The sequence below is a fragment of the Pseudomonas sp. Pseusp11 genome (assembly GCF_047304405.1).
In the GTDB taxonomy this organism is placed as follows: domain Bacteria; phylum Pseudomonadota; class Gammaproteobacteria; order Pseudomonadales; family Pseudomonadaceae; genus Aquipseudomonas.
The window spans coordinates 1-25,884 of the sequence record NZ_JBGLZF010000060.1 but is presented as its reverse complement, the minus strand read 5'-3'; the positions used below and the strand labels follow the sequence as shown (position 1 = coordinate 25,884).

The 25,884-nt window shown below is 60.4% G+C and carries 19 protein-coding genes; 10 read left to right on the top strand and 9 right to left on the bottom strand.

The window, feature by feature from the left end:
- Positions 1–110 precede the first annotated feature (110 nt).
- The 6 genes from ACCC96_RS28160 to ACCC96_RS28135 all read right to left on the bottom strand — a co-directional run bounded on the left by ACCC96_RS28160 (position 111) and on the right by ACCC96_RS28135 (position 9,622).
- Positions 111–1,319 carry an HlyD family efflux transporter periplasmic adaptor subunit gene (locus ACCC96_RS28160; protein ID WP_413697516.1) on the bottom strand — a complete coding sequence of 403 codons (1,209 nt, stop codon included), beginning with the start codon at positions 1,317–1,319 and terminating at the stop codon, positions 111–113.
- Between the two features lie 15 nt (positions 1,320–1,334).
- Positions 1,335–2,804 (bottom strand): efflux transporter outer membrane subunit, encoded by a 1,470-nt coding sequence (locus tag ACCC96_RS28155; RefSeq protein WP_413697515.1) that lies wholly within the window; start codon positions 2,802–2,804, stop codon positions 1,335–1,337.
- Positions 2,794–3,273, bottom strand: a complete 480-nt coding sequence (locus ACCC96_RS28150) for a MarR family winged helix-turn-helix transcriptional regulator (RefSeq protein WP_413697514.1) — start codon at positions 3,271–3,273, stop codon at positions 2,794–2,796. The genes ACCC96_RS28155 and ACCC96_RS28150 overlap by 11 nt, the downstream gene beginning before the upstream one ends.
- 233 nt (positions 3,274–3,506) lie before the next feature.
- Positions 3,507–7,181, bottom strand: a complete 3,675-nt coding sequence (locus ACCC96_RS28145; protein ID WP_413697513.1) for a translocation/assembly module TamB domain-containing protein — start codon at positions 7,179–7,181, stop codon at positions 3,507–3,509.
- Entirely contained in the window at positions 7,178–8,905 is a 1,728-nt protein-coding gene (locus tag ACCC96_RS28140) for an autotransporter assembly complex protein TamA (protein ID WP_413697512.1), read from the bottom strand. The genes ACCC96_RS28145 and ACCC96_RS28140 overlap by 4 nt, the downstream gene beginning before the upstream one ends.
- A 66-nt stretch (positions 8,906–8,971) precedes the next feature.
- Positions 8,972–9,622: a GNAT family N-acetyltransferase gene (locus ACCC96_RS28135; RefSeq protein WP_018925466.1), complete on the bottom strand. Its 651-nt coding sequence runs from the start codon at positions 9,620–9,622 to the stop codon at positions 8,972–8,974.
- A 229-nt stretch (positions 9,623–9,851) separates the two neighbouring features.
- Here ACCC96_RS28135 and xthA point away from each other — a divergent pair, with 229 nt between their 5' ends.
- The gene (gene xthA / locus ACCC96_RS28130; protein WP_413697511.1) at positions 9,852–10,664 is read left to right on the top strand and encodes an exodeoxyribonuclease III; all 813 of its coding nucleotides are present in this window, start codon (positions 9,852–9,854) and stop codon (positions 10,662–10,664) included.
- Positions 10,665–10,847: 183 nt separating this feature from the next.
- Entirely contained in the window at positions 10,848–12,188 is a 1,341-nt protein-coding gene (locus ACCC96_RS28125; protein WP_413697510.1) for a substrate-binding domain-containing protein, read from the top strand.
- Between the two features lie 172 nt (positions 12,189–12,360).
- Here ACCC96_RS28125 and ACCC96_RS28120 read toward each other — a convergent pair whose 3' ends face one another.
- Positions 12,361–13,590: an acyl-CoA dehydrogenase gene (locus ACCC96_RS28120; RefSeq protein WP_030130892.1), complete on the bottom strand. Its 1,230-nt coding sequence runs from the start codon at positions 13,588–13,590 to the stop codon at positions 12,361–12,363.
- Between the two features lie 176 nt (positions 13,591–13,766).
- On the opposite strand from ACCC96_RS28120, the gene ACCC96_RS28115 reads away from it, so the two are divergent.
- From ACCC96_RS28115 to ACCC96_RS28105, 3 genes are all read left to right on the top strand, one after another.
- A complete protein-coding gene (locus tag ACCC96_RS28115) occupies positions 13,767–14,696 on the top strand; it encodes a LysR family transcriptional regulator (RefSeq protein WP_019648443.1) in 930 nt (309 codons plus the stop codon).
- A gap of 132 nt (positions 14,697–14,828) precedes the next feature.
- Positions 14,829–15,227, top strand: a complete 399-nt coding sequence (locus tag ACCC96_RS28110) for a MerR family transcriptional regulator (RefSeq protein WP_007904077.1) — start codon at positions 14,829–14,831, stop codon at positions 15,225–15,227.
- A gap of 40 nt (positions 15,228–15,267) precedes the next feature.
- A complete protein-coding gene (locus ACCC96_RS28105) occupies positions 15,268–16,167 on the top strand; it encodes a hydroxymethylglutaryl-CoA lyase (RefSeq protein ID WP_413697509.1) in 900 nt (299 codons plus the stop codon).
- Positions 16,168–16,816: 649 nt separating this feature from the next.
- On the opposite strand, the gene ACCC96_RS28100 is transcribed toward ACCC96_RS28105, so the two are convergent.
- Positions 16,817–18,511 carry an AMP-binding protein gene (locus ACCC96_RS28100; RefSeq protein WP_413697508.1) on the bottom strand — a complete coding sequence of 565 codons (1,695 nt, stop codon included), beginning with the start codon at positions 18,509–18,511 and terminating at the stop codon, positions 16,817–16,819.
- Between the two features lie 211 nt (positions 18,512–18,722).
- Between ACCC96_RS28100 and ACCC96_RS28095 the strand changes: the two genes are divergently transcribed.
- The 4 genes from ACCC96_RS28095 to ACCC96_RS28080 are packed head-to-tail and all read left to right on the top strand — an operon-like array spanning position 18,723 to position 24,290.
- A complete protein-coding gene (locus ACCC96_RS28095; RefSeq protein WP_413697507.1) occupies positions 18,723–19,886 on the top strand; it encodes an isovaleryl-CoA dehydrogenase in 1,164 nt (387 codons plus the stop codon).
- A gap of 12 nt (positions 19,887–19,898) precedes the next feature.
- A complete protein-coding gene (locus tag ACCC96_RS28090; protein ID WP_413697506.1) occupies positions 19,899–21,506 on the top strand; it encodes a carboxyl transferase domain-containing protein in 1,608 nt (535 codons plus the stop codon).
- A 13-nt stretch (positions 21,507–21,519) separates the two neighbouring features.
- A complete protein-coding gene (locus ACCC96_RS28085) occupies positions 21,520–22,335 on the top strand; it encodes a gamma-carboxygeranoyl-CoA hydratase (protein ID WP_413697505.1) in 816 nt (271 codons plus the stop codon).
- Entirely contained in the window at positions 22,335–24,290 is a 1,956-nt protein-coding gene (locus ACCC96_RS28080; RefSeq protein ID WP_413697504.1) for an acetyl/propionyl/methylcrotonyl-CoA carboxylase subunit alpha, read from the top strand. Before ACCC96_RS28085 ends, ACCC96_RS28080 begins: the two co-directional genes overlap by 1 nt.
- Positions 24,291–24,329: 39 nt before the next feature.
- Here the strand turns inward: ACCC96_RS28080 and ACCC96_RS28075 are convergent, their stop codons facing one another.
- Positions 24,330–24,995 (bottom strand): LexA family protein, encoded by a 666-nt coding sequence (locus ACCC96_RS28075; RefSeq protein WP_258669590.1) that lies wholly within the window; start codon positions 24,993–24,995, stop codon positions 24,330–24,332.
- Positions 24,996–25,124: 129 nt separating this feature from the next.
- Between ACCC96_RS28075 and ACCC96_RS28070 the strand changes: the two genes are divergently transcribed.
- Complete coding sequence (locus ACCC96_RS28070; RefSeq protein WP_019580038.1) at positions 25,125–25,466, top strand: DUF6124 family protein; 342 nt, start codon at positions 25,125–25,127, stop codon at positions 25,464–25,466.
- Positions 25,467–25,884 lie beyond the last annotated feature (418 nt).

Below are 25,884 nucleotides of genomic sequence, written 5' to 3'. Positions count from 1 at the left end.
CCGCTGGGTCGCGAAGAGACCCCAAAAGCTCTGCGACTGCTTCGCAGCCGAGCGGGAGCAAGCTCCCTCGCCACAAAGGCTCGCTCCCGCAGGGTCGGTGTGATGGCGAATCAGCGGTGCGCGGTTTTGCTGACCGCGGCGCTGTTGTCGTGGATCAACTGGGTGATCATCGCGTCGGCCTCGACCAACTGACGGTCGTAGATGCCGGTGCTGAATGAAGCCTTTTGCGGCGGCTGTTGCGCCAGCACCGGACCGCTCTGGTCACGCAGGTTGACATCAACCTGAGTCGACAGGCCGACCCGCAACGGGTGCTTGGCCAGCTCTTCGGCGTTGATATGAATCCGCACCGGCACCCGCTGCACGATCTTGATCCAGTTACCGGTGGCGTTCTGCGCCGGCAGCAAGGCAAACGCGCTGCCGGTCCCGGCGCCGAGACTGTCGATGGTGCCGCTGTATTTGACGTCGCTGCCGTAGACGTCGGCTTCAATGTCCACCGGCTGACCGATGCGCATGTCACGCAGTTGGGTTTCCTTGAAGTTGGCGTCGATCCACAGCTGATCCAGCGGGATCACCGCCATCAGCGCCGTGCCCGGCTGAACCCGCTGACCGAGTTGCACGGTACGTTTGGCGACATAACCGGTGACCGGCGCGATCAAGGTGCTGCGGGCATTGTTCAGGTACGCCTGACGCAATTGCGCGGCGGCGGACATCACATCCGGGTGCGACGACACCACGGTGTCATCGACCAGCGCGCTGGTGGTCTTGAGCTGTTGTTGAGCGTTGGCCAGGGCGTTCTGCGCCGAGGTCAGGTCATCGCGGGCGTGGGACAGCTCTTCCTGGGAAATCGCCCCGCCGGCGGCGAGGTTTTTCCGCCGATTGAAGTTGTCCTGGGCCTTTTGCACTTCGGCCTGCTGCGCATTGACCTGGGCTTTCATGCCGTCGACATTGCTGTACAAACCGCGCACCTGGCGCACAGTGCGGGCCAGGTTGGCCTGGGCACTTTGCAGGCCGACTTCGGCGTCGTTCGGGTCGAAGTTGACCAGCACCTGGCCTTCGTGGACCAAATCGCCGTCGTCAGCGCCGATACTGACGACGGTGCCGGTGACCAGCGGCGTAATTTCCACCACGTTGCCGTTCACATAGGCGTCGTCGGTGCTTTCGCTCCAGCGGCCGAAGAATTGGTGATAACCCCAGACGCCGGCTCCGGCGAGGATCACCATGATCGTCAGGACAAACAGCATCACTTTGCGCTTGCGCGGGTTGCTCGTGTCTTGACCGTGGTCAGGAGTTGGGGTTGGCGTTGTATCGGCAGTGGCCATGACAAGTACCTTGAATTAGTTGTGCTGCGTGGCTGGGGTTGCGTTGGCGGCGGTCAGGGTTTCGCCCTGAAAACCGCCACCCAGCGCCTGCATCAGTTGAATCGACAGGTCGATCTGCTCGGCATTCAGGTTGGCCAGTTGACGCTGGGCCTGGAGCAACTGCTGCTCGATGCTGAGCACATCGAGGTAGTTACCGATGCCGGAACCGTAGCGCTGGACCACGGTGTTGTAAGAGTCCTGGGCAATGTCGGTGGCATGTTGCTGGGCACCGATTTGCCGGCCGATATCGTGCAACTGGTTGATGGTGTCGCTGACATCGCCTAAAGCTTTCACCAGGCTTTTGTTGTACTGCGCCACCGCGAGGTCGTAATCGGCGTCGCGGGAATCGAGGTCGGCACGCAGGCGGCCCCCGTCGAAAATCGGCACCGAGATCGTCGGCGCGATGCTGAAAAAGCGACTGGCGGAACCGAACATCGCATCCCCCAGCAACGACTCGACACCGGCCGCCGCGCTCAGGTTGAGGTTGGGGTAGAACCGGGTCTTGCTCGCCGCGATGTTTTTGCTCGCGGCCTCAACCCGCCAGCGTGCCGCCACCAGGTCCGGGCGACGACCGAGCAATTCCGCTGGCAACACCGATGGCAACGCCACGGCGCTGGCCTGAAGGACTTTCGGCCGGGCGATTTCGTTGCCGCGATCCGGGCCTTTGCCCAGCAGCACCGCCAAGGCGATTTTCGCGCTTTGCAGGCGTTTCTCGGCGTCGATCAGGCTGGCTTCGGCGCTGGCTTCAAGGCTTTCGGTTTGCTGGAACTGGTACTGACTGTCGATCCCCGAACTCAGGCGACGCTGGCTGAGGTCGAGCATTTGTTTGGTGCGTTTGAGGTCTTCGCTGGCCAGGTCATGGATGATGTGTGCCTGCCCCAGATCGCTGTAGGCGCGAGCGACGTCGGCAGACAAGGTCAGTTGCGCGGCCTGCTGATCGACTTCGGCGGCACGGGCCTGGCCCAACGCGGCTTCCCAGGCATCGCGCTGGCCGCCCCAGAGGTCGAAGGTGTAATTGAAGCTGGCGCCGAGATTACGCACGGTGGAGTAAGTGCCACCCTGCCCGCTCGGATCTTTGTCGCGGGCCAGACGCGAACGGCTGACACCGGCGTTGGCATCGAGGGTGGGCATCCGTGCAGCATCGGCGGCATAGGCGGCAGCACTGGCCTGGTGAGCGCGGGCGTCGGCGATTTGCATGTCGGGGCTGTCGTGCAGGGCTTCGCGGATCAAGCCGTCGAGCTGCGGGTCGCCGAGGCTTTTCCACCAATCGCTTTTCGGCCATGCGGCGGGCGTCAGGGTCACGCCGTTGAGCGACTGCCCGGCCTTGAGGTTCTTCGCATCGAGGCTGACGCCTTCGGTGTTCAAGCCACTGTAACTGGCGCAACCGGCGACGCTCATGGCCAACAGCACCAGGCTCAGTCCGGTACGCAGGCGCTTACTGTTCATTGCCACCTACCCGCAGCAAGGTGATCGAGTCACCCGCCGCTACCAGGATTTTCTTCAGGATGTGTTCCAGGGTTTTCAATTCTTCCGGGGTGATGGCGCCGGCCAGTTCATTCATGGCATCGGCGCCGATCTGCGGCAGCTGGTCAGTCAACTGCTGGCCTTGTTCGGTCAGCACCAGTTGCACCTGACGGCGGTCTGCCTCGGAGCGTTGGCGGGCGAGGAAACCTTTCTGTTCCAGACGATCGAGCATGCGGGTCATCGAACCACTGTCCAGCGACAGGTGGCGGCACAGCTCGGCCGGGGTATCGACACCGAACTGGGCCATGATGATCAACACTTTGAACTGCGCGGCGGTGATGCCGTGGGGTTCCATGTGCGTGTCAATGATCCGGTCCTTGAGCAGCGCGGCGCGGCCGAGCAAGAGGCCGAGATGGCAATTATGGAAATCGTATGAGGAGAAATGTTTCATCTGACCACCAATTAGCTGCCTAGGCAGTGAATGTATGTCGAGATATTACTGCTTAGGCAGCCAATGTCAACGCAATAGTTAGGATGCTTTGTATTTGACTGATAAATGGTGGGACTGAAAGCAAAAAGATCGCAGCCTTCGGCAGCTCCTACGGGATCGCGTACACCCTTGAATATGGTGAGAACGCTTCTGTAGGAGCTGCCGAAGGCTGCGATCTTTTGATCTTGGGGGAGTTAGAAATCCCGCTTATAGAAGATGTCCAGCGAACTGGCCACGCCGCTGGCGGCTTCGAGATAGACCTTTTTGCTCAGTTTGTAACGCAAGGCGATGGTGTTGGCCGGTTCGAACACGCCTACGCCATAACGCAGGCTGAGCTTCTCGGAGATGTTGCCGCTGGCGACTACGCTGGTGGTGTTGCCGCTGCCTTGGGTATCGAGCTGGAAGTCCTGAATGCCCAGGTCTTTGGCCAGCCCGCTGGTCACGCCGGAGCTGCCCATCAAACCCAAACCGAGGGCGGCCTGGGCGAGCATGTTGTTGTCTTCACCGGTGGTACTCAGAGGACGCCCCAGCACCAGGTAAGACAACGCCTGCTCCTGACTCATCGCCGGCTCGGAAAAGATCTGCGTGGTCGGCTGTTCGGCACTGCCGCTCAAGCGAATGCCGGCAATCACGTCGTCGGTCTGGCGAATCGCTTCGATGTCCAGGTACGGCTGATCGATGGGACCGGCAAACAGCAGGCGCGCCCGGCGCACCGTCAGCCGCTGGCCGTAGGCGCGATAACGCCCGTCGTTGAGCCAAAGTTCGCCGCGTGTGTCCATGTTGTCGCCGATGTGCACATGCCCTTGCAGGTTGGCGGTCAGGCCAAACCCGGCAAAACTCAGTTTTTCCTCACCGACCACCACATCGATGTCCATCGCCATGGCCATCGGCGGCTTGCCCTCTTCGGTCTGCTGACCGACGATCACCGTGTCATCGGAGACCTTGACCGTCGACGGCGGCAACTCGCGCACGGTGATTTCGCCCTTGGGCACCAGCACCTTGCCGACGATCGCCAGTTTGTCGTCCTTCATGGAGATCTTCAGGTCCGGCGCGACTTCCAGCTTGGCATAAGGCTCGACCGTGACCGGCAATTGCGAACCTTTGAGCGCCAGATCCACGTTTAATACCTGGCCCCAGGCAATGTTGCCGTTAAGGCTGCCCTGCCCGGTCTTGCCGCTTTTCCAGCCGCCGCTCAACTGAACGGTTTCTCCGACAATCACGGCTTGAAGTTGCAAGGCTTCCAAATCCATCGGTAATTCAGAGCCGGATATTTCGCCGTCGCTGAGCAGCAAGTTGCCGTTCACCTGAGGCGCCAGCAACCCGCCAGACAACGTGCCGCTGCCGTTCAAATGCCCGGTGAGTTTCTCGACCATCGGTACAAACGGCCGCGCCACCGACAAATCCAGGCCATTGAGGCGGAATGAGCCGGTCAGTGGTTTGTTCTTCGGCAACGGGTTGATCTGCGCCTGGAGCATCAGCTCACCAAGCTTGCCACCGACGAAGTTGAGGTCGGTGTCGATGCGTTTTGGTGTGAGTTTGCTGGTGAGTTTCAGGGTCTGGTAGGGGAAATCCAGCCACTGATCCTTTTCCTTCATGCGCAACGTGCCGCCGCTGGCATCGACGCTGATCTGGCCGTTCGGGCCGCTGGCCGGCAAGTCCAGTTGCAGGTCGGCGTTGAGCCGGCCCTGCCAGGCAAAATCCTTCGGCAGCCATTGCGCCAGGCTGTCAATCGGGAACTGCTTGAGGTGGTAACGCAGCTTTGGCTCGGGCATCAAGCGCTGGTCTTCGCCACACAGGCTGGCCGGGCCGGACATCCAGCAATGGGCACCGAAGTTGATTTTGCCGTCCGCCAGCCGTTCGAGCCTGGCCGGGTTTTGCAGCTTCCAGTCCTGACCACCGGCCTGGATATCGCCACTGGCCAGACGCCCGCGCCAGTTGCCTTTATCCAGCGAGCCGTCGAGACCGAGCGCCAGCTTCAGCTTCGGTCCTTGCAGGTCGAGGGTCAGCTTCTGGTTTTTGATGTCACCCTGGCCGCTGGCGGTCAAGGTGCCCAGTGATGTGTCGCCAGTCTGGATGCCGCTGCCCTTGAGGTCGATCTTCGCCCGTTGGGCGCTGTCGAGGGTGGCGTCGAGATTGAGGCTTTGCAGGCGGTTGTCTTCGAAGACCAGTTGCGTGCCTTGCAGGTCGAGTTTGCCTTGCGGTGCCTTGAGCGTGCCGGCGACATTGACCCGACCATTGAACTGGCCGCGCAGTTGCGGCCAGAGTTGCGCCAGACGCGGCATTTTGATGTCGATCTGGCCGGCGAGTTTCTGTTGCAGGCTGCCTTGCCCATTGATGCTGTTGTCACCCAGGCGAATCTGCAACGCGCTGAGGTTCCATTGCTCGCCGCCGCCATCAGCCTTGGCTTGCAACACCGCCGGCTGCCCGCGCAGTTTGCCTTTCAGATCCAGGTCGGCGGTCAGGCTGAGCCTTTCATTCTTCATCTCGCCTTTGCTGCGTAACGGACCCGCCAAGGTACCCGGCAACTCCGCGAGCCAGTACGCCGGGTTGATCGCCGAGAGGTCCAGCGCGGTATCCCAGGCGATGCCGTCGGCAAATTGCAGGTTCAGGTGCCCTTCGGCCTTGCCCTGCCCGGCTTCGAGTTTGAATTGCGGTAGATGAATTTGGCTCAGGTCGCCGCTGAACGGGCTGTTCAGGCTGAACGCCCCGGCCGGACCATCCAGTGTGGCCTTGAAGTTACCGATGTAGTTGCCGTCGGTGTAGGAGACTTCACCGTTGAAGCTGCGCAGTGCCACTTGCGGCTCGTCGATCAGCGGATAGAGGCGGTGCCAGGGGAAATCCAGCCAGTCGATTTTCGCATCGGCACTGAGGCCTTTGCTCCAATCCAGTTGCCCGGTGAGCTTGAGGCTTTGTTTGTCATTGGCGGTCAGGTCGAGACCAGCGATTTGCGCGCCCTTGGCGTCGACCTTGCCTTGCAGCAACAACGCGACCGGGCCTTGTTCGGCGGGCAACGTGGCTTTGCCGAGCAACTGGTAGCCGTTTTTCAGGTCGCCATCGCCGGTGAGTTCCAGTTGATTGAGTTGCAGGGTGTCCGGTAGATCGGCGCTGGCCTTGAAGCCGTCAGCGGTGATGCGCACTTTGGCCGGCAGGTTTTCCACCAGCGGCTGCAATTCGCCGGTCAACTGCCCGTTCAGGTAACCGCTGCTGTCGGCTTTCAGGTTCAGGGTTTTCAGCAGATCGCCGTCGACCTTCAACACCAGTGCCCAGGGTTCGGTGCCCGGCGCCGGCAAGGTCAGTTTGCCTTCGGCGGTCAGCGGCCAGTTGCCGCTCGGTTGCAACAGGCCGGACAGGTTCAGGCTCAGTTCATCCCGCTGCAAGTGCACCGAGTCGATCTGCAAACCCTTTTCGGTCCAGTGCGCCGCCAGTTGCAGGCCTTTGAGCTCTTCGCTGCCATTGAACAGCAGACGGCCGACCTTGACGTCACCCAACTCGATGGCCAGTGGCAATTTCAAATCCGGAAGGCTGATCGGCCCGCTGCTTTGCTCTTCTGCGCCGGGCGGGAATTGCAGGCTGACCTGCTCGGCCTGCAACTGCTCGATGCACAGCGTCATGCGCGTCAGGCACAGCGGCGACCAGGCGAAAATCGCCTGGTTCAGCTCAACCCGGCTGTTGTCCTGCTGCCACAGCAGATGGTCGGCGCTCCACTGTCCACCCAAACGGCCCTGGAAATTCTCCACGGTCAAACCCGGCACCAACCCGAGCGCCCAGCGACTGCCCGTCGCCGTACCCAGCACGATGATCAAGGCCAGCACGACCAGCATCAGCAGCGCCGGGATCGCCAGCAGCGCTATTTTCAAACCACGCTTCACAGCTCAGGCCCCATGGAAAAGTGCAGTCGAATGCCGCCGTCGTCGTCCATCGCGTGGGCCAGATCGAGGCGAATCGGCCCCACCGGCGAAACCCAGCGTAAGCCAATACCGACGCCGGTCTTCAGGTTCGGCAATTCAAGGGTGTTGAAGGAGTTGCCCTGGTCGATGAAGGTTGCGACCCGCCACTTTTCGGCGATGGAGTATTGATATTCGACGCTGCCGGCCACCATGTAGCGGCCACCGATACGGTCGCCCTCGGAGTTCTCCGGGGACAGGCTCTGGTAGTCGTAACCGCGTACGCTCTGATCGCCACCGGCGAAGAAGCGCAGAGACGGCGGCACCGACTTGTAACCGTTGGTGGCGCTGCCGCCGACCTGCACCCGACCGAGGAAGCGGTGTTTATCGAAGACCGTGGTCAGGCCTTTGACCAGTGCCGTGCCGTAGATAAGGTTGGTGTCCGAACCCAATCCTTCCTTGGCCACCTTGGTTTCGAATTGCAGGCGATAGCCGTTGTGCGGGTCGATGCGGTTGTCGCTTTTCAGGTACGAATAGCTCACGCCGGGCATCAGCAAGGTGCTGAGCCCCGAGTCGTCACCGAGTGTGTATTCCTCGCGTTGCCATTTAAGCGACACCACCCGCTGCCAGCCGCTGGGCAACTTGCTGTGCCATTCGGGGCCGAGGGTCAGCAATTTGCTGCGGGAGTCGGTGCCAGCGATATCTTCATATTGATAGCCAGCGGCCCAGCGCAGTTTGTCGGTCAGCGGTGGATCCAGGGGAATGTCGTAAAACACCCCGACGTTCTGCCGCGGTGCCGACAGTTCGGCTTCCCAGCCATAGCTGTCACCTTGCGGGTTGACCCAGTGCCGGGTCCAGTTGGCCTTGATTCGCGGGCCGACATCGGTGGAAAACCCCAGACCCAAGCCCATGGTCCGAGGCTTGCGGGTGTCGAGTTTGACCGCCACCGGGATCACGTCGTCCTTGGATGCGGTCGGTGCCGCGTCGACGCGCACGCCTTCGAAATAACCGCTCGATTGCAGCGCCTGATTGAGTTCGGCGATCAGTTCGGAGTCATAGGGCGTACCGACCTTGAACGGCACCATGCGTTGCAGCAGGTCTTCGTCGAACGGTGTGTCGCCTTCAAAACTGACTTTGCCCAGCGCATAACGCGGGCCGCTGTCGTAGATCAATTCGATGTCGGCGACGCCCGCGCGCGGGTCCACCAACAGCTTCTGGCGGGTGAAGCGCCCACTGAAGAAGCCGAAGCGCGAGGCCTGGTTCTGGATCATCCGCTTGGCGTCTTCATAATGACCATGATTCAGCACCGCGCCGGGTTTCAGCAGGTCGCTTTTGGGCACACGAAAGGATTTGAGCGAGGCGGCAGGACCGTCGACACGTATCGTGACGTTACGCAAATGGATCGGCTCGCCGGGATCGATGTTCAGCACCAGGCGCGGCGTCTTACCGCCCTTCACGTCGCTGTCGATTTGCGGCTGGTAATACCCCAAGGCCTGGGCGGCCTTGCGCGCCTGTTCTTCGGCGCCGCGACTGAAGCGCAGCAAGGCTTCTTCATCGCGATCGCCGAGGCTACCGATATAGCCCTCTATATTGGCCTTCAGTTCATCGTTGGACGGTTTGATCCGCACATCCAATTCACTTTGCGCCAGCGCCGCGCAGCTGGATAACAGCATCAGCAGGCCGCTGGTCATTCTTCCTGGAACATTCATAGGCGCGGATGCTATCACGAGCTTGGGAGCCTGATAGAGCCGGACTTGCCCCAAAAAGTTCGGCGATTACGCTGTTGCTGTTTGTAACACCTGCGGATTGGCGTGGAAAAACACGTGCTCACGAATCGGTCCTACGGCCACTTCGCCAATTTCCTCATAGCCCTGACGCTTATAGAACTCCAGATAGCGAGGATTCCCGGTGTCGAGGATCACGCCTTGGGAGTGCTCATCGACCGCGCACCAGTTGTGCACCGCTTGCAGCAACTGTTCGCCAAAGTGCTTGCCCTGGAATTGCGGGTGAACCCCCAGCAATGGCAGGACGTGCACCGAGTCGGACGGCACGCACGCCATCACGGCGGCGTGGTAATCGAGGTAGCGTCGGGTACAGCGAAACCCGGTGCTGAGCACCATCCGCAGGCGCCAGGCCCAGCTTTCGGTGATACCCAGGCGGCGTTGCGGCGGCGCGATCAGGGCGATGCCGATCAAGCGGTCATTCACCAGCAGGCCGATGGCCGGTAAATCCTGCAGAAAGTGCTGTTTGATCAGTTCGCGCACCGTCGCCCGGACCCGCTGTTCATAACCGGGGCGTTCGGCTTCGAACAGGTAGCCGAACGTCGGCTCGTGCCGGTACGCCTGGTACAACAGGGAACGCGCTTCGCGGGAATAGCCGCTGTCGAGCATGTGAATATCGGCGATGGCGGTCGAGGTTTCGGGCATAACGGCGGATCTCCCTGGGGCACAGCTCAGATGGCTGCGCTCTTCTTGGTACGAGCCTTGGGGTGGCTTCACAGTTCCCCAGACAGGTATAGACCAAGCGAGGAGCTTCATCGACTGGGTTTGCCCGCGCCAACACATCTCTGACAGGACACAACGAATCCCCTCACCCCAAAGCTGGCCCCATTCCTACATGTCAGCTAGCATCGCACTTTTGCCAGGACTGCCGACCATGAAGATCGTCTCCTTCAACATCAACGGGCTGCGCGCTCGCCCGCATCAGCTGGCGGCGCTGATTGAGAAACATCAACCAGACGTGATCGGATTGCAGGAAACCAAGGTCCATGACGACCAGTTCCCCCTGGCCGAGGTTCAGGCGCTGGGTTATCACGTGCATTTCCATGGGCAAAAAGGCCACTACGGCGTCGCCCTGCTGTCGCGTCAGGAGCCGATTGCGCTGCACAAAGGTTTCGCCACCGACGAAGAAGACGCCCAGCGGCGCTTCATCTGGGGCACGTTCGCCGACGCCAATGGTGTGCCAGTGACCATCATGAACGGCTATTTCCCACAGGGCGAAAGCCGCGATCACCCCACCAAGTTCCCGGCCAAGGAACGTTTCTACAGCGATTTGCAGCAGTTGCTGGAAAGCCAGTTCAGCAACGACCAGCCGATCGTGGTGATGGGTGATGTGAACATTTCCCCGGAAGACTGCGACATCGGCATTGGCCCGGACAACATGAAACGCTGGCTGAAAACCGGCAAATGCAGCTTCCTGCCCGAAGAACGCGAATGGATGGCTCGCCTGAAGAACTGGGGTCTGGTGGACAGTTTCCGTCACCTGAACCCGGACGTTGCCGACCGTTTCAGCTGGTTCGACTACCGCAGCCGCGGTTTTGAAGATGAGCCCAAGCGCGGCCTGCGGATTGACCTGATCATGGCCTCCAACGGGTTGTTGCCGCGGGTTAAAGATGCGGGCGTGGATTACGAACTGCGCGGGATGGAAAAGCCTTCCGATCACGCGCCGATCTGGCTTGAGTTGAGCTGATCTGATCGTTCCCACGCGCAGCAACGGAATGCATCCCGTGACGCTCTGCGTCACATTCAACAGCGGAACGCGGAGCGTCCCCGGCGGCGTTCCTTTGCTGCGCGTGGGAACGATCACTGTCATCGCTCAGAAACCTTACTGACTTATTCTCCCGGCACTTTCTTTGGCTTATTAGGTGCCGGCATGACCCTGCGCGTGTTGTTCCTGTTGCTGCTCGGCGCCGTGCTGCCGTTGACGGTGTCGGCCGGCGATTTGCCGACACCCGAACGCGGCTCGGTGCTGCGCATCCAGGGTTCCAACACCATTGGCGCGGCATTGGGGCCGGCGCTGGTCGAGGGGTTGATGCATGAGCAGGGCCTGCTCAAGGTGCACCGCGAAGCCCCGGACAAAGCCAACGAACAACGCATCGTCGGCGAAACCGCTCAGGGCCGTCGAGTCGAGGTGGAAGTCGCGGCCCACGGTTCCAGCACCGGATTCAAAGCCCTGAAAATCGCCTCCGCCGATCTTGCGGCCTCGTCACGGCCGATCAAGGACAGCGAACGACTGGATCTCGAACCGCTGGGCGACCTGAAAAGCCCGGTTGCCGAACAAGTCATCGCCATCGACGGGCTGGCCATCATCCTTCATCCGCACAATCCGCTGAAGCAGCTCAACACCGAGCAACTGGCACGAATTTTCAGCGGCGAAACGAAAAACTGGGAAGAACTCGGCGGCAGCGGTGGGACGATTCATCTCTACGCGCGGGATGACCAATCGGGCACCTATGACACGTTCAAGGAACTGGTCCTCAGCCCGCGTGGGAAAATGCTGAGCGGCAACGCGAAACGCTTCGAATCCAGCGAGCAATTGTCCGACGCGGTCAGTCTGGACCCGCAAGCCATCGGCTTCATCGGTTTGCCTTATGTGCGCCAGGCCAAAGCCGTGGCCATTGTCGATGGTGACTCCCAGGCCATGCTGCCGCTCAATAGCCTGATCGCGACGGAAGATTACCCGCTGTCCCGTCGGCTGTTCTTTTACCTGCCGCCGAACGGGAAAAATCCCTGGGCCAAGGCGCTGGTGAAGTTCGCCCAGAGCAGCAAAGGCCAGGCGATTGTCGCGGCCAATGGTTTTATCGCGCAGACCGTTCAGGCCATGGCCGTCACACCGAATGCGCTGATGCCCGAGGGTTATCAGGCACTCAGTCGGCATGCCCAGCGGCTGACGGTGAATTTTCGTTTCGAAGAAGGCAGCGCGACGCTGGACAACAAGGCCCGACAGGACCTGTCACGGGTGCTCGACTATATAAAGCAGCACGACAAAACCAATCGGCAGGTGACGTTGGTAGGGTTTGGCGATGCCAAGAGCGACCCCGCGCGGGCCGACCTGCTGTCGAAACTGCGGGCCATGGCGGTGCGGCGAGAACTGGTGAAAAGCGGCGTGGTGTTTCGCGAGATTCGCGGTTTTGGCGCCGAGATGCCGGTGGCGGCCAACAGCGGGGATGAAGGGCGGATCAAGAATCGGCGGGTTGAGGTTTGGGTGTATTGAAGTGAACACCGAACAATGTGGCTTGGGGGGCTTACTGTGGCGAGGGGGCTTGCCCCCGTTGGACCGCGAAGCGGGCCTCAAACCGGCCACCGCATTTTTCCTGGAAAGACGCGGTGTACAATTTACGACTGCTGCGCAGCCGAACGGGAGCAAGCTCCCTCGCCACAGGGTGTTACTGACCGCTACGCATCATTTCCTTAGGTACGTACTTGCCAATCTCGAACTTGCCAATCGCCGCGCGGTGCACTTCGTCCGGGCCGTCGGCCAGGCGCAGGGTGCGTTGCATGGCATACATGTAGGCCAGCGGGAAGTCGTTGGACACCCCTGCCCCGCCATGGATCTGGATCGCCCGGTCGATCACCCGCAACGCCACGTTCGGCGCGACGACTTTGATCTGCGCGATCTCGCTCTTCGCCACTTTGTTGCCGACGGTGTCCATCATGTACGCCGCTTTCAACGTCAGCAGTCGCGCCATGTCGATCTCCATCCGCGAATCGGCGATTTTGTCGATGTTGCCGCCCAAACGCGCCAGAGGTTTACCGAACGCGGTGCGGTTGACCGCCCGTTTGCACATCAGCTCCAGCGCGCGTTCAGCCATGCCGATCGAACGCATGCAGTGGTGAATTCGGCCCGGGCCGAGGCGACCTTGGGCGATTTCGAAGCCGCGTCCTTCGCCCAACAGGACGTTTTCGTACGGCACCCGGACATTTTCGAACAGCACTTCGGCGTGTCCGTGAGGCGCGTCGTCATAACCGAACACTGGTAGCGGACGCACAATCTTCACGCCTGGCGTATCCACCGGCACCAGAATCATCGAGTGCTGCGCATGGCGCGGTGCATCCGGGTTGCTCAAGCCCATGAAGATCAGGATCTTGCAGCGCGGATCGCAGGCCCCTGAAGTCCACCATTTCTTGCCGTTGATCACCCACTCATCGCCATCACGCACGGCACGGGCAGCCATGTTGGTGGCGTCGGACGAGGCCACGTCCGGTTCGGTCATGGCGAACGCCGAGCGGATCTCGCCGCGCAACAGCGGTTCGAGCCAGCGTTGCTTCTGCTCTTCGTTGGCGTAACGCACCAGCACTTCCATGTTACCGGTGTCGGGCGCCGAGCAGTTGAACGGCTCAGGGCCCAGCAACGAGCGGCCCATGATTTCCGCCAATGGCGCGTATTCGAGGTTGGTCAGGCCGGCACCCAGTTCGGACTCAGGCAGAAACAAATTCCACAGGCCTTCAGCCTTGGCCTTGAGTTTGAGTTCTTCCATGATTGCCGTCGGCTGCCAGCGATCGCCCTCGGCGACCTGGCGTTCGAACACCGCTTCGGCGGGGTAAACGTAGGTGTCCATGAACGCAGTCACGCGCTCACGCAGTTCCTGGACCTTGGGCGAATAAGCGAAATCCATGGCAGCTCTACCTTTTTATCTGGGGTTCAGAGGAGTTGTTCAGGTCATGTAATCGATGCTAGAACAGCTACGAAAATTTACCTAACCTATTCTCGGCGTGTATTAACATTCATCACCGATATATGATCGGCTGATTGCCAAGGCCAAAACCGCCCCTACAACAAGAGAGCCGCGTAATGAATCTGAGCAAGGTCGACCTCAACCTTTTCATCGTCTTCGACGCGATCTACACCGAAGCCAACCTGACCCGCGCCGGGCAGATTGTCGGCATTACTCAACCGGCGGTGTCGAACGCTCTGGCCCGCCTGCGCGAAACCTTCAACGATCCGCTTTTCGTGCGCACCGCCCAGGGCATGGTGCCGACGCCGATGGCGCAGAACATCATCGGCCCCGTGCGCAACGCCCTCTCCCTGCTGCGGGTGTCGGTGCAGGAAAGCCGCATCTTCAACCCGTTGCAGGCGGTCAAGACCTACCGCATCAGCATGACCGACCTCACCGAAGCGGTGATCCTGCCGCCGCTGTTCCAGCGCCTGCGCCGCATGGCGCCGACGGTGATCATCGAAAGTTTCCTGTCCAAACGCCGCGAAACCACCAAGGAACTGGCGGCCGGGCGCCTGGATTTCGCGGTGGATGCGCCGCTCAACACCGATCCGCAGGTGCGTCACGTCAAGTTGATGGAAGACCGTTATGTGTGCGCCATGCGCAAGGGCCATCCGCTGGCGGGCAAAGAGAAATTCACCCTCGACGATTACCTGTCCCTGACCCACATCCATATCTCCAGCCGCCGCAGCGGCCTGGGCTATGTCGACCTGGCCCTGGGCAAAATGGGCATCCAGCGCAAGATCGCCCTGCGCTCCCAGCATTACCTGATGGCGTCCCAGGTGTTACAGCAGACCGACATGGTCATGACCGTGCCGGAACGCTTCGCTCGTCGCCATGATTTGTACTCGGTGAACCTGCCGGTCAAAGAAGTTCCGCCGGTGGAAACCCACCTCTACTGGCACGAAAGCACCGACCAGGACCCGGCCAACCGCTGGATGCGCGAGCAGATGATCGAGTTGTGCCAGCAGGTCACGGCGCACGAGAAGAAGCTGGATACGGTGTAGGACGTTACCGTGTCATTGTTCTTCGCGGGCAAGCCCGCGAAGACGCCGGTGATACCAACGAAGATCCATGCCCCTTGACGTAAACGTCAACCTGACATTAGCTTAGCGCCATGACCTTTTTCGAGCGCTTCCATGAGCAGCCAGACCTATAGCATTTCCGACCTCGCCCGCGAACTCGACATCACCACCCGGGCCATTCGCTTCTATGAAGAGCAAGGCCTGCTCAGCCCCGAACGTCGCGGTCAGGAACGCATTTATTCGCCCCGTGACAAGGTCAGCCTGAAGCTGATCCTGCGGGGCAAGCGCATTGGTTTTTCCCTGGCCGAATGCCGCGAGCTGATCGAGCTCTATGACCCCTCCAGCGGTAACACCAAGCAATTGCACAGCATGCTGGCGAAAATTGCCGAACGTCGGGAACAACTCGAGCAGCAACTGCTGGACATCGAACAGATGAAGCTGGAACTCGACACGGCCGAAGAGCGCTGCACCCAGGCGCTGGAGCAAACGATCAAGAGCCAGCAGCTCGTGTAGGAGCTGTGAACATTCATACAATCTCAACAGGTCGATTCCCATGTCCCTCCCCACCCACGTACGCCTGGTCGAAGTCGGCCCCCGCGACGGTCTGCAAAACGAAGCCCAACCCATCAGCGTCGCGGACAAGGTGCAATTGGTCAATGCGCTCACCGCCGCTGGCCTCGGCTATATAGAAGTCGGCAGTTTCGTCTCGCCCAAATGGGTGCCGCAAATGGCCGGTTCCGCCGAGGTCTTCGCACAGATCCAGCGCAAGCCTGGCGTGACTTACGGCGCCCTCGCCCCCAACCTGCGGGGCTTTGAAGACGCTATCGCCGCCGGGGTCAAGGAAGTCGCCGTGTTCGCCGCAGCGTCCGAAGCGTTCTCCCAGCGCAATATCAATTGCTCGATCAGCGAAAGCCTGGAGCGCTTCGTGCCGATCATGGACGCGGCCAAACAACACGGCGTCAGCGTGCGCGGTTACGTGTCCTGTGTGCTGGGCTGCCCCTATGAAGGTGACGTCAAGCCTGCGCAAGTCGCCCGAGTCGCTCGCGAGCTCTATGCGATGGGCTGCTACGAGGTTTCGCTGGGAGACACCATCGGCACCGGCACCGCTGGCGCGACCCGCAAGATGTTTGAAGTGGTTTCGGCCGATGTGCCACGGGAAAAACTGGCCGGGCACTTCCACGACACCTATGGCCAGGCCATGGCCAATATCTACGCCAGCCTGCTGGAAGGCATTTCGGTATTCGACAGTTCCATCGCCGGCCTTGGCGGCTGCCCGTACGCCAAGGGCGCCAGCGGTAACGTCGCCACCGAAGACGTGGTTTACCTGCTCAACGGCCTGGGCATCGAGACCGGGATCGACCTGGACGCCTTGATTCGCGCCGGCCAGCAGATTTGCGCGGTGCTGGGGCGCCCTACCGGTTCTCGCGTGGCCAAGGCTCGCAGCGCACAGTGACAATGTGGATGTGTCCGGGTGTTACCGCGTGTTCTGGAACGTGGGGCGGAAACGAGTAACACGGAAACAAATTGTCAGGTTTGGTACGGATGAAAAAATCTCACAAAAATCAAATCATTGATTTTAAAGGACTTTTCAAAGTTGGCACGGCTTCTGCTATCTCTATGGCATAACAAGAATAAAAAGCTGCAAACCAATAAAAATAAGACGTAACGACTCTGACATAACAAGAACAACACGGCAGAGACGCAGCTAACAGATTTTTTTGGAGAAGGTGTGCTTTTCAGGGTGCTTTTCGGAGTAACCCGCAACCGGGCAGAGAACAATAAAACTACCTTCAGGTAGCTCCCGAACTGGTTGGATCGCTTGGCGAAAAAGTAGATCAGCGCTCAAAAAAATACGTTTGCTCTTGATCCCGGATGGGGATCGACAAAAACAGCGGTAAAGGGCCACGGTTGCCAAAAACAACAACAGACCGCCCCTCAATAATAAAAAAAGAGCACGTAACGACAAAATTAAAGGGGAGCTTCGGCTCCCCTTTGTGCTTTCCGGTATTCCGCTTTTTCCTCAAAAGATCGCAGCCTTCGGCAGCTCCTACGGCCGTACACAAACTTTGTAGGAGCTGCCGAAGGCTGCGATCTTTTGACCTTCAACGCATCGCTTTGAGCTCCTCGATGCTGATCTCGCGCATCCGGAACTTCTGGATCTTGCCGGTCACTGTCATCGGAAACTCCTCGACGAACTTGAAGTAACGCGGTGTCTTGAAGTGCGCAATGCGCTCCTTGCACCAGGCTTGCAGTTCCTGCTCGGTAGCGCTGTGACCCGGGTGGAATTTGATCCAGGCAACAATCTCTTCACCATAGCGCGAGCACGGAATCCCGATCACCTGCACATCCGCCACCGCCGGGTGGGTGAAGAAGAACTCTTCAAGTTCGCGCGGGTAAATATTCTCACCGCCGCGAATGATCATGTCCTTGTTACGCCCGGCGATGCACACGTAGCCTTCGTCGTTCATGCTCGCCAGGTCGCCGGTGTGCATCCAGCCAGCGTCATCGATAGCCTCGGCGGTGGCTTGCGGGTTTTTCCAGTAGCCGAGCATCACGCTGTAACCCCGAGTGCACAGCTCGCCAATGGTGCCGCGTGGCACCGGATTGCCCGCCTCGTCGATGATCTTGCTTTCCAGTTGCGGCTGGGTGCGGCCGACCGTGGTGACGCGCAACTCCAGGTCGTCCGACGGACCGGTCTGCAAAGACACGGGACTGGTTTCCGTCATGCCGTAGGCAATCTGCACTTCGCTCATGTGCATTTCGCCGATAACCCGACGCATCACCTCGATCGGACACGTCGCCCCGGCCATGATCCCGGTGCGCAGGCTCGATAAATCAAATTCGGCGCGCTTGGGCTGATCGAGCATGGCGATGAACATGGTCGGCACACCATAAAGCGCAGTAGCTTTTTCTTCGGCGACGGTGGTCAGGGTCAGCAGCGGATCGAAAGCATCGTTGGGGTAAATCATGGTGCTGCCGTGGGTAACACAGCCGAGGTTGCCCATGACCATGCCGAAGCAGTGATACAGCGGCACCGGAATCACCAGCCGATCATCGGCGGTCAGGCCGAGGCTTTCGCCGACCATGTAACCGTTGTTGAGAATGTTGTAGTGGCTGAGGGTCGCGCCCTTGGGGAAACCGGTGGTGCCGGAGGTGTACTGGATGTTCACCGCCTGGTCGAAATACAGGCTGTCCTGGCGTTCGCGCAACTGCTCGACCGACACGCTGGCCGCCAGATCGGTCAATTGCGACCACGGCAGGAAACCCGAGGGTGGCTGCGCATCCAGGCTGATGACCCCACGCAGTTCCGGCAGGCGTTCGCTCTGCAAGCGGCCGATGGATTGCTCCGCCAATTCCGGCACCAACCCTTGCAGCATGCCGTGATAGTCGGAGGTCTTGAAGGCCCCGGCACAGACCAGCCATTGGCAGCCGGATTGCTTCAATACGTATTCGAGTTCTGAACTGCGATAAGCCGGGTTGATGTTGACCAGGATCACGCCGATTTTCGCACTGGCGAACTGGCTGATGCACCACTGGGCGCAGTTCGGGGCCCAGATGCCGAGCCGGTCACCGGTTTGCAAACCCAGCGCCAGGAATGCTCTGGCGTGCAGATCAACAGCATCCGACAGCTGCTGCCAGGTGTAACGCAGTTGTTGGTGGCGCACGACCAGCGCCTCCCCGTTCGGGTATTGCGCGACGGTGTTATCAAACGCCTGGCCGATGGTCATCGCCAGCAAGGCTTTGTCCTGGGAACCACGGGTATAGCTGCGCTGCGGGTTTGCACTGGGTTGATCCATGACGACCCCTATTGTCTTTATTGTAGGAGCGAGGCTTGTGTGGCAAGCCACATAAGGCGACGCTGGTCTTTCAGAACTGGCTCTACTCTCGCTCAAGTTGACGTTAACGTAAAGGGTGATTGACAGCCATTCGTCACAGGCTTACGTTAACGTAAAGGTGAGAGCTGAATTACTGCCCTCCCCACCCTACAAAAAAGCCAAAAGGTGCCCCATGAGCTACCCATCCCTGAACTTTGCCCTCGGTGAAACCATCGACATGCTGCGCGATCAGGTTCAGTCCTTCGTCGCCAAAGAGATCGCCCCGCGCGCCGCTCAGATCGACATCGACAACCTGTTCCCGGCCGACCTGTGGCGCAAATTCGGCGACATGGGCCTGCTGGGCATCACCGTGCCGGAAGAGTACGGCGGCGCCGGCCTGGGTTATCTGGCGCACGTGGTCGCCATGGAAGAAATCAGCCGTGGTTCGGCGTCGGTCGCCCTGTCCTACGGCGCGCACTCCAACCTCTGCGTCAACCAGATCAACCGCAACGGCACTCACGAACAGAAAAGCAAATACCTGCCGAAACTGATCAGCGGCGAACACATCGGTGCCCTGGCCATGAGCGAGCCGAACGCCGGTTCTGACGTGGTCTCGATGAAGCTGCGCGCCGACAAACGCGGCGATCACTACGTGCTCAACGGCAGCAAGACCTGGATCACCAACGGTCCGGATGCCAACACTTATGTGATCTACGCCAAGACCGACCTGGAAAAAGGCCCGCACGGCATCACCGCGTTTATCGTCGAGCGGGACTGGAAAGGCTTCAGCCGCAGCAGCAAATTCGACAAGCTCGGCATGCGCGGTTCGAACACCTGCGAGCTGTTCTTCGATGACGTCGAAGTGCCGGAAGAAAACATTCTCGGCGTGCTCAATGGCGGGGTGAAAGTGCTGATGAGCGGCCTCGACTACGAGCGCGTGGTGCTTTCCGGTGGCCCGACCGGGATCATGCAGGCCTGTATGGACCTGATCGTGCCGTACATCCACGACCGCAAACAGTTCGGCCAGAGCATCGGCGAATTCCAGCTGATCCAGGGCAAAGTCGCCGACATGTATACCCAACTCAACGCCAGCCGCGCCTACCTGTATGCGGTGGCCCAGGCCTGCGAGCGCGGCGAAACCACCCGCAAGGATGCCGCCGGGGTGATCCTCTACAGTGCCGAGCGTGCCACGCAAATGGCCCTCGACGCGATCCAGATTCTCGGCGGCAACGGCTACATCAACGAATTCCCGGCCGGTCGTCTGCTGCGTGACGCCAAACTGTATGAAATCGGCGCCGGCACCAGTGAGATCCGTCGCATGCTGATCGGTCGCGAACTGTTCAACGAAACCCGCTAAACGGAGCTGTCCATGGCTATCCTGCATACCCAGCTCAACCCCCGTTCGGCGGAGTTCGCGGCTAACAGCGCGGCGATGCTCAAACAGGTCGACGCCCTGCACACCCTGCTCGCGCAAGTGCAGCAAGGTGGTGGCCCGAAGGCGCAAGAACGTCACACTTCACGGGGCAAATTGCTGCCCCGCGAGCGGATCAATCGCCTGCTCGATCCGGGTTCGCCATTTCTCGAGATCAGCCAACTGGCGGCCTACGCGGTGTACGGCGAAGACGTTCCCGCCGCTGGCGTGATTGCCGGGATCGGCCGGGTGGAAGGCGTCGAATGCATGATCGTCGCCAACGATGCCACCGTGAAAGGCGGCTCGTATTACCCGCTGACCGTGAAAAAACACCTGCGCGCACAAACCATCGCCCAGCAGAATCGCCTGCCATGCATTTATCTGGTGGACTCCGGCGGCGCCAACCTGCCGCGTCAGGATGAAGTGTTCCCGGACCGTGAGCACTTCGGGCGGATTTTCTTCAACCAGGCCAACATGAGCGCCATGGGCATTCCGCAAATTGCGGTGGTCATGGGCTCTTGCACCGCCGGGGGCGCTTACGTACCGGCGATGGCCGACGAAGCGATCATGGTTCGTCAGCAGGCCACGATTTTCCTCGCCGGCCCACCGCTGGTGAAAGCCGCGACCGGCGAAGTGGTCAGCGCCGAAGACCTCGGCGGGGCCGATGTGCACTGCAAGATTTCCGGGGTCGCCGACCACTACGCCGAAAGCGATGAACATGCTCTGGCATTGGCTCGACGCAGCGTGGCCAACCTCAACTGGCGCAAGCTCGGTGAACTGCAGCAACGCACACCGATCGCGCCGCTGTACAGCAGCGACGAGTTGTACGGTGTGGTCTCGGCCGACGCCAAGCAACCGTTCGACGTGCGTGAAGTGATCGCGCGACTGGTGGACGGCTCGGTGTTCGATGAGTTCAAGGCACTGTTCGGGACGACGTTGGTGTGCGGTTTCGCCCACCTGCATGGCTACCCGATCGCGATCCTCGCCAACAACGGCATCCTCTTCGCCGAGGCCGCGCAGAAAGGCGCGCACTTCATCGAACTGGCCTGCCAGCGCGGCATTCCATTGCTGTTCCTGCAAAACATCACCGGTTTCATGGTCGGCCAGAAGTACGAGGCCGGCGGCATCGCCAAGCACGGCGCGAAATTGGTGACCGCCGTGGCTTGTGCCAAAGTGCCGAAATTCACCGTGATCATCGGCGGCAGTTTCGGCGCCGGTAACTACGGCATGTGCGGGCGCGCCTACGATCCACGCTTCCTGTGGATGTGGCCGAATGCGCGGATCGGCGTGATGGGCGCCGAACAGGCGGCGGGCGTGCTGGTGCAGGTCAAGCGTGAGCAAACCGAGCGCAGCGGGCATCGTTTCAGCGCCGAGCAGGAAGCCGAGATCAAGCAACCGATCCTCGATCAGTACGAAGAACAGGGGCACCCCTACTACTCCAGCGCCCGGCTGTGGGACGACGGCGTCATTGACCCGGCGCAGACCCGCGACGTGTTGGCCCTGGCCTTGTCGGCGTCGCTGAACGCACCCATCGAACCGAGCCGCTTCGGCGTGTTCCGGATGTGATCTGGAGAAAACCATGAGCGACTTCAACACCCTCGAGCTGCAGACCGACCCGCGTGGTTTTGCCACCCTGTGGCTCAGCCGAGAAGAAAAGAACAACGCGTTCAACGCCGAAATGATCCGCGAACTGATCCTCGCGCTGGACAAAGTGTCGGGCGATGCCAGCCTGCGTTTTCTGCTGATCCGCGGGCGCGGCAAGCATTTCAGCGCAGGTGCCGATCTGGCCTGGATGCAGCAATCGGCCGAACTCGATTACCACACCAACCTTGATGACGCCCGGGAACTGGCGGAGTTGATGTACAACCTCGCCAAACTGAAAGTCCCGACGCTGGCCGTGGTGCAGGGCGCGGCGTTTGGCGGCGCGCTGGGCCTGATCAGTTGCTGCGACATGGCGATTGGCGCCGACGACGCGCAGTTCTGCCTGTCGGAAGTGCGCATCGGCCTGGCGCCAGCGGTCATCAGCCCGTTCGTGGTGCAAGCCATCGGCGAGCGCGCGGCGCGGCGTTATGCCTTGACTGCCGAACGTTTCGGCGGGCAACGGGCTCGGGAAATCGGCCTGTTGTCAGAGAGCTATCCGATGGCTGAGCTGGAGCAGAAAGTCGATCAGTGGATCGACAATCTACTGCTCAACAGCCCGGCAGCCATGCGCGCCAGCAAGGATCTGCTGCGTGAAGTCGGCAACGGCGCGCTGACCCCGGCGCTGCGCCGCTACACCGAGAATGCCATCGCCCGAATTCGCGTCAGCCCGGAAGGCCAGGAAGGCCTGCGCGCCTTCCTGCAAAAACGTTCGCCCACCTGGCAAGCCGAAATCACCCTCAAGGAGCCGCGTTGATGAGCGCACCTGTTCTCACCACCCTGCTGGTGGCCAACCGTGGCGAAATCGCCTGCCGGGTGATGCGCACCGCCAAGGCTCTGGGCCTGACCACTGTGGCCGTGCACAGCGCCACCGACCGTGACGCCCGGCACAGCCGCGAAGCGGATATCCGCGTCGACCTGGGCGGCAGCAAAGCCGCCGACAGTTACCTGCAAATCGACAAACTGATCGCCGCCGCGAAAGCCAGCGGTGCTCAGGCGATTCATCCCGGTTATGGTTTTCTCTCGGAAAACGCCGGGTTCGCCCGGGCGATCGAGGCGGCTGGCCTGATCTTCCTCGGCCCGCCCGCCTCGGCCATCGACGCCATGGGCAGCAAGTCCGCGGCCAAAGCCTTGATGGAAACCGCCGGTGTGCCGCTGGTGCCCGGCTATCACGGCGAAGCCCAGGACCTCGACACCTTCCGCGATGCCTGCGAACGCATTGGTTATCCGGTGTTGCTCAAGGCTACGGCGGGCGGCGGCGGCAAAGGCATGAAAGTGGTCGAGGACGTCAGCCAACTGGCCGAAGCCCTGGCCTCGGCGCAGCGTGAAGCACAATCGTCGTTCGGCGATTCGCGGATGTTGGTCGAGAAATACCTGCTCAAGCCACGTCACGTGGAAATCCAGGTGTTCGCCGACCAGCATGGCAACTGTCTGTATCTCAACGAGCGTGACTGCTCGATTCAGCGTCGTCATCAGAAAGTCGTCGAAGAAGCACCCGCTCCAGGCCTGAGCCCGGAACTGCGTCGGGCCATGGGTGAAGCCGCCGTGCGTTCGGCTCAAGCGATCGGTTATGTCGGCGCTGGCACCGTGGAGTTTTTGCTGGATGCGCGCGGTGAGTTCTTCTTCATGGAAATGAACACGCGCCTGCAAGTCGAACACCCGGTAACCGAGGCCATTACCGGCCTCGACCTGGTGGCCTGGCAGATTCGTGTAGCCCGTGGCGAAGCGCTGCCGATGACACAGGATCAGGTGCCGCTGATCGGCCATGCGATCGAAGTACGGTTGTATGCCGAAGACCCGGGCAACGATTTTCTGCCGGCCACCGGGCGCCTGGCGTTGTACCGCGAATCCGCCGAAGGGCCGGGGCGTCGTGTGGACAGTGGCGTCGAAGAAGGCGACGAGATTTCGCCGTTCTACGACCCGATGCTTGGCAAGCTGATTGCCTGGGGCGAAGACCGTGAACAGGCGCGGCTGCGATTGCTGAGCATGCTCGAGGAGTTTGCCATTGGCGGGCTGAAGACCAACATCAACTTCCTGCACCGGATCATCGGCCACCCGGCGTTTGCCGCCGCCGAACTGGATACCGGGTTCATTCCGCGTTATCAGGAGCAACTGCTGCCAGCACCTTCGCCGCTCAGTGATGAGTTCTGGCAAGCGGCGGCCCAGGCGTTTGCGCAAAGTCAGCCGTCTGTGTTGCGCGCCGATGATCCGAGTTCGCCGTGGGCCTTCAACAATGGTTTCCGTGCCGGATTGCCGACAGAAATCACTTTGCACTTGAGTTGCGAAGGGCAAGACCGGGCGCTGACCCTGGGCAATGCCGACATGCATACCGCACGGCTCAAGGGTGAATACCTGCTGACCGAGCACAGCGGTTTGCGCCGCCAGCACCGGGCCATCCGCCGTGGCGATGCGCTGTATCTGCAATGGGACGGCGAGCTGCGCCGCATCGAGTCGTTTGACCCGATCGGCGCCGTCGAAGCCAGTCACAGCCATCAGGGCGGGCTCACCGCGCCCATGAACGGCAGCATCGTGCGGGTGTTGGTGGAGGCCGGGCAAACGGTCGAAGCCGGGGCGCAACTGGTGGTGCTGGAAGCGATGAAGATGGAGCACAGCATTCGCGCGCCCCATGCCGGGGTGATCAAGGCATTGTATTGCCAGGAAGGCGAAATGGTCGGCGAAGGCAGTGCGTTGGTGGAGTTGGAACAAGCGTGAAATGAAGATCGGTCCTACGCGTTGCGAGGACCGATCCGATTAAAATTTGGCAGTCGCCTGAACCACCACGCCGATGATTCGGCATTCCTCGGTGTAAAGGGCTTTCGGATAGGTCGGATTGAGCGGGACCAGGTAACGCTGCCCGCCCTCTTCGATCAGCTTGCGAAAAACTGCCTCGGCACTGCCGGGCCATTGAGCGATCACCAGTTTGCCAGGCTCCGGCACGATAGCCGGGTCGACCAGAATCAACATGCCCTCGGCAATGCTCGCACCCGTGGGTGCCGTCATCGCATCGCCGACCACCACCAGCCAGAACGCCGCGCCCTGTGCGTGGTAATCGGACAGCTCGAAACGTGGCTTGCTGACAGCCAGCGAGTTGCCGTAGGTCGATAGCTCTCCGTCGCGCACCTCCCCGGTTTCCCGCCAGTCGCTGACCGGGTAGCGAAAGTACGGGTTGTACTTTTGCGTCAGACAGATCTCCTCATCCTCTGAGGGCAGCGGCTCCCTGATCACCATCGCCACTTCCAGATAGTCCATGCCGAGCGCCCGCAAGACACGATTCATCTCTGCGATGCCGGGCTGACGACGTTTATTGAGCCAGTGGCCGACGCCACCCTGGGACATCCCGATGCGCTCGGCGAGTATTTCTTGAGTGACTTTGAGTTCACTCATTTTGGCCTTGACCAATTCAATCCATTTATCCATGTGCGGCACGATACGTGGGGTACTCCGACCATCAAAACACAAATTGTAGTATTAAAACTGAAGACACAAATACAGTACGTACTAAGCTGGGCTCACGGATTTGAATTTCTCACGGAGCTCGCCATCGTCATGACCATCCCCAGCAATACCCTGCCCGACATGCAAATCGACACCAGCCTCACCTCGCCAAAAGGCTCTGCCGCCGCGCAGCGGGCACTGGACTATTACTTGAAACCAGCTGTGTCAGAAGCGGCCAGCGAAGAACGTTTCTTTGATGTGAACCGTAACATCAGCAGCGAAGAGGCGCTGGTCCATGCTTCGGATCTGCTGCGGTGCGCCGTTGCCACCGCGCATGAGTCAGCCAACCAGCTGCAGGGCGCAAGCCGGGATCTGGCGTTTTCGACGGTGCACATGATCGACATGGCCAAGGCGATGGTCGACCGGGCCCTGGAGGGCAATCAGAACAATTGAGGCGGGAGCGTATTGGAGGAGGACAAGAAAATTTTTCCAATCGCGCAGGTAGAAACATTTGACTTGCAAATGATAATGATTATTATTGCATCAACTGATCGCGAGATCAGTCGATAGACCAAGAGACCTTAGGTCGGACTCCTGGACTATCTCCTCATCAGGCTAATCACGGTTTTTGACCCGGCTTTTTGCCGGGTCTTTTTTTTGCCAGTTCATCTGGCTTTGGCTTCAGGCTAATGAAGTCTGTAGGTGCTGCAAAATTCGATTGGCGCGGATGATATCAAAAGAATATCTACTGCCAAGAGAAGCCCGGCAGCACTGGGCCAAACTAACGAAAAATAGCACTTGAGAATCAATTGCGCAGTCTCTAAGCTGCATCGGCGTCAAGGAGGACGCCCCCCCTTCTACACCCCCGTAA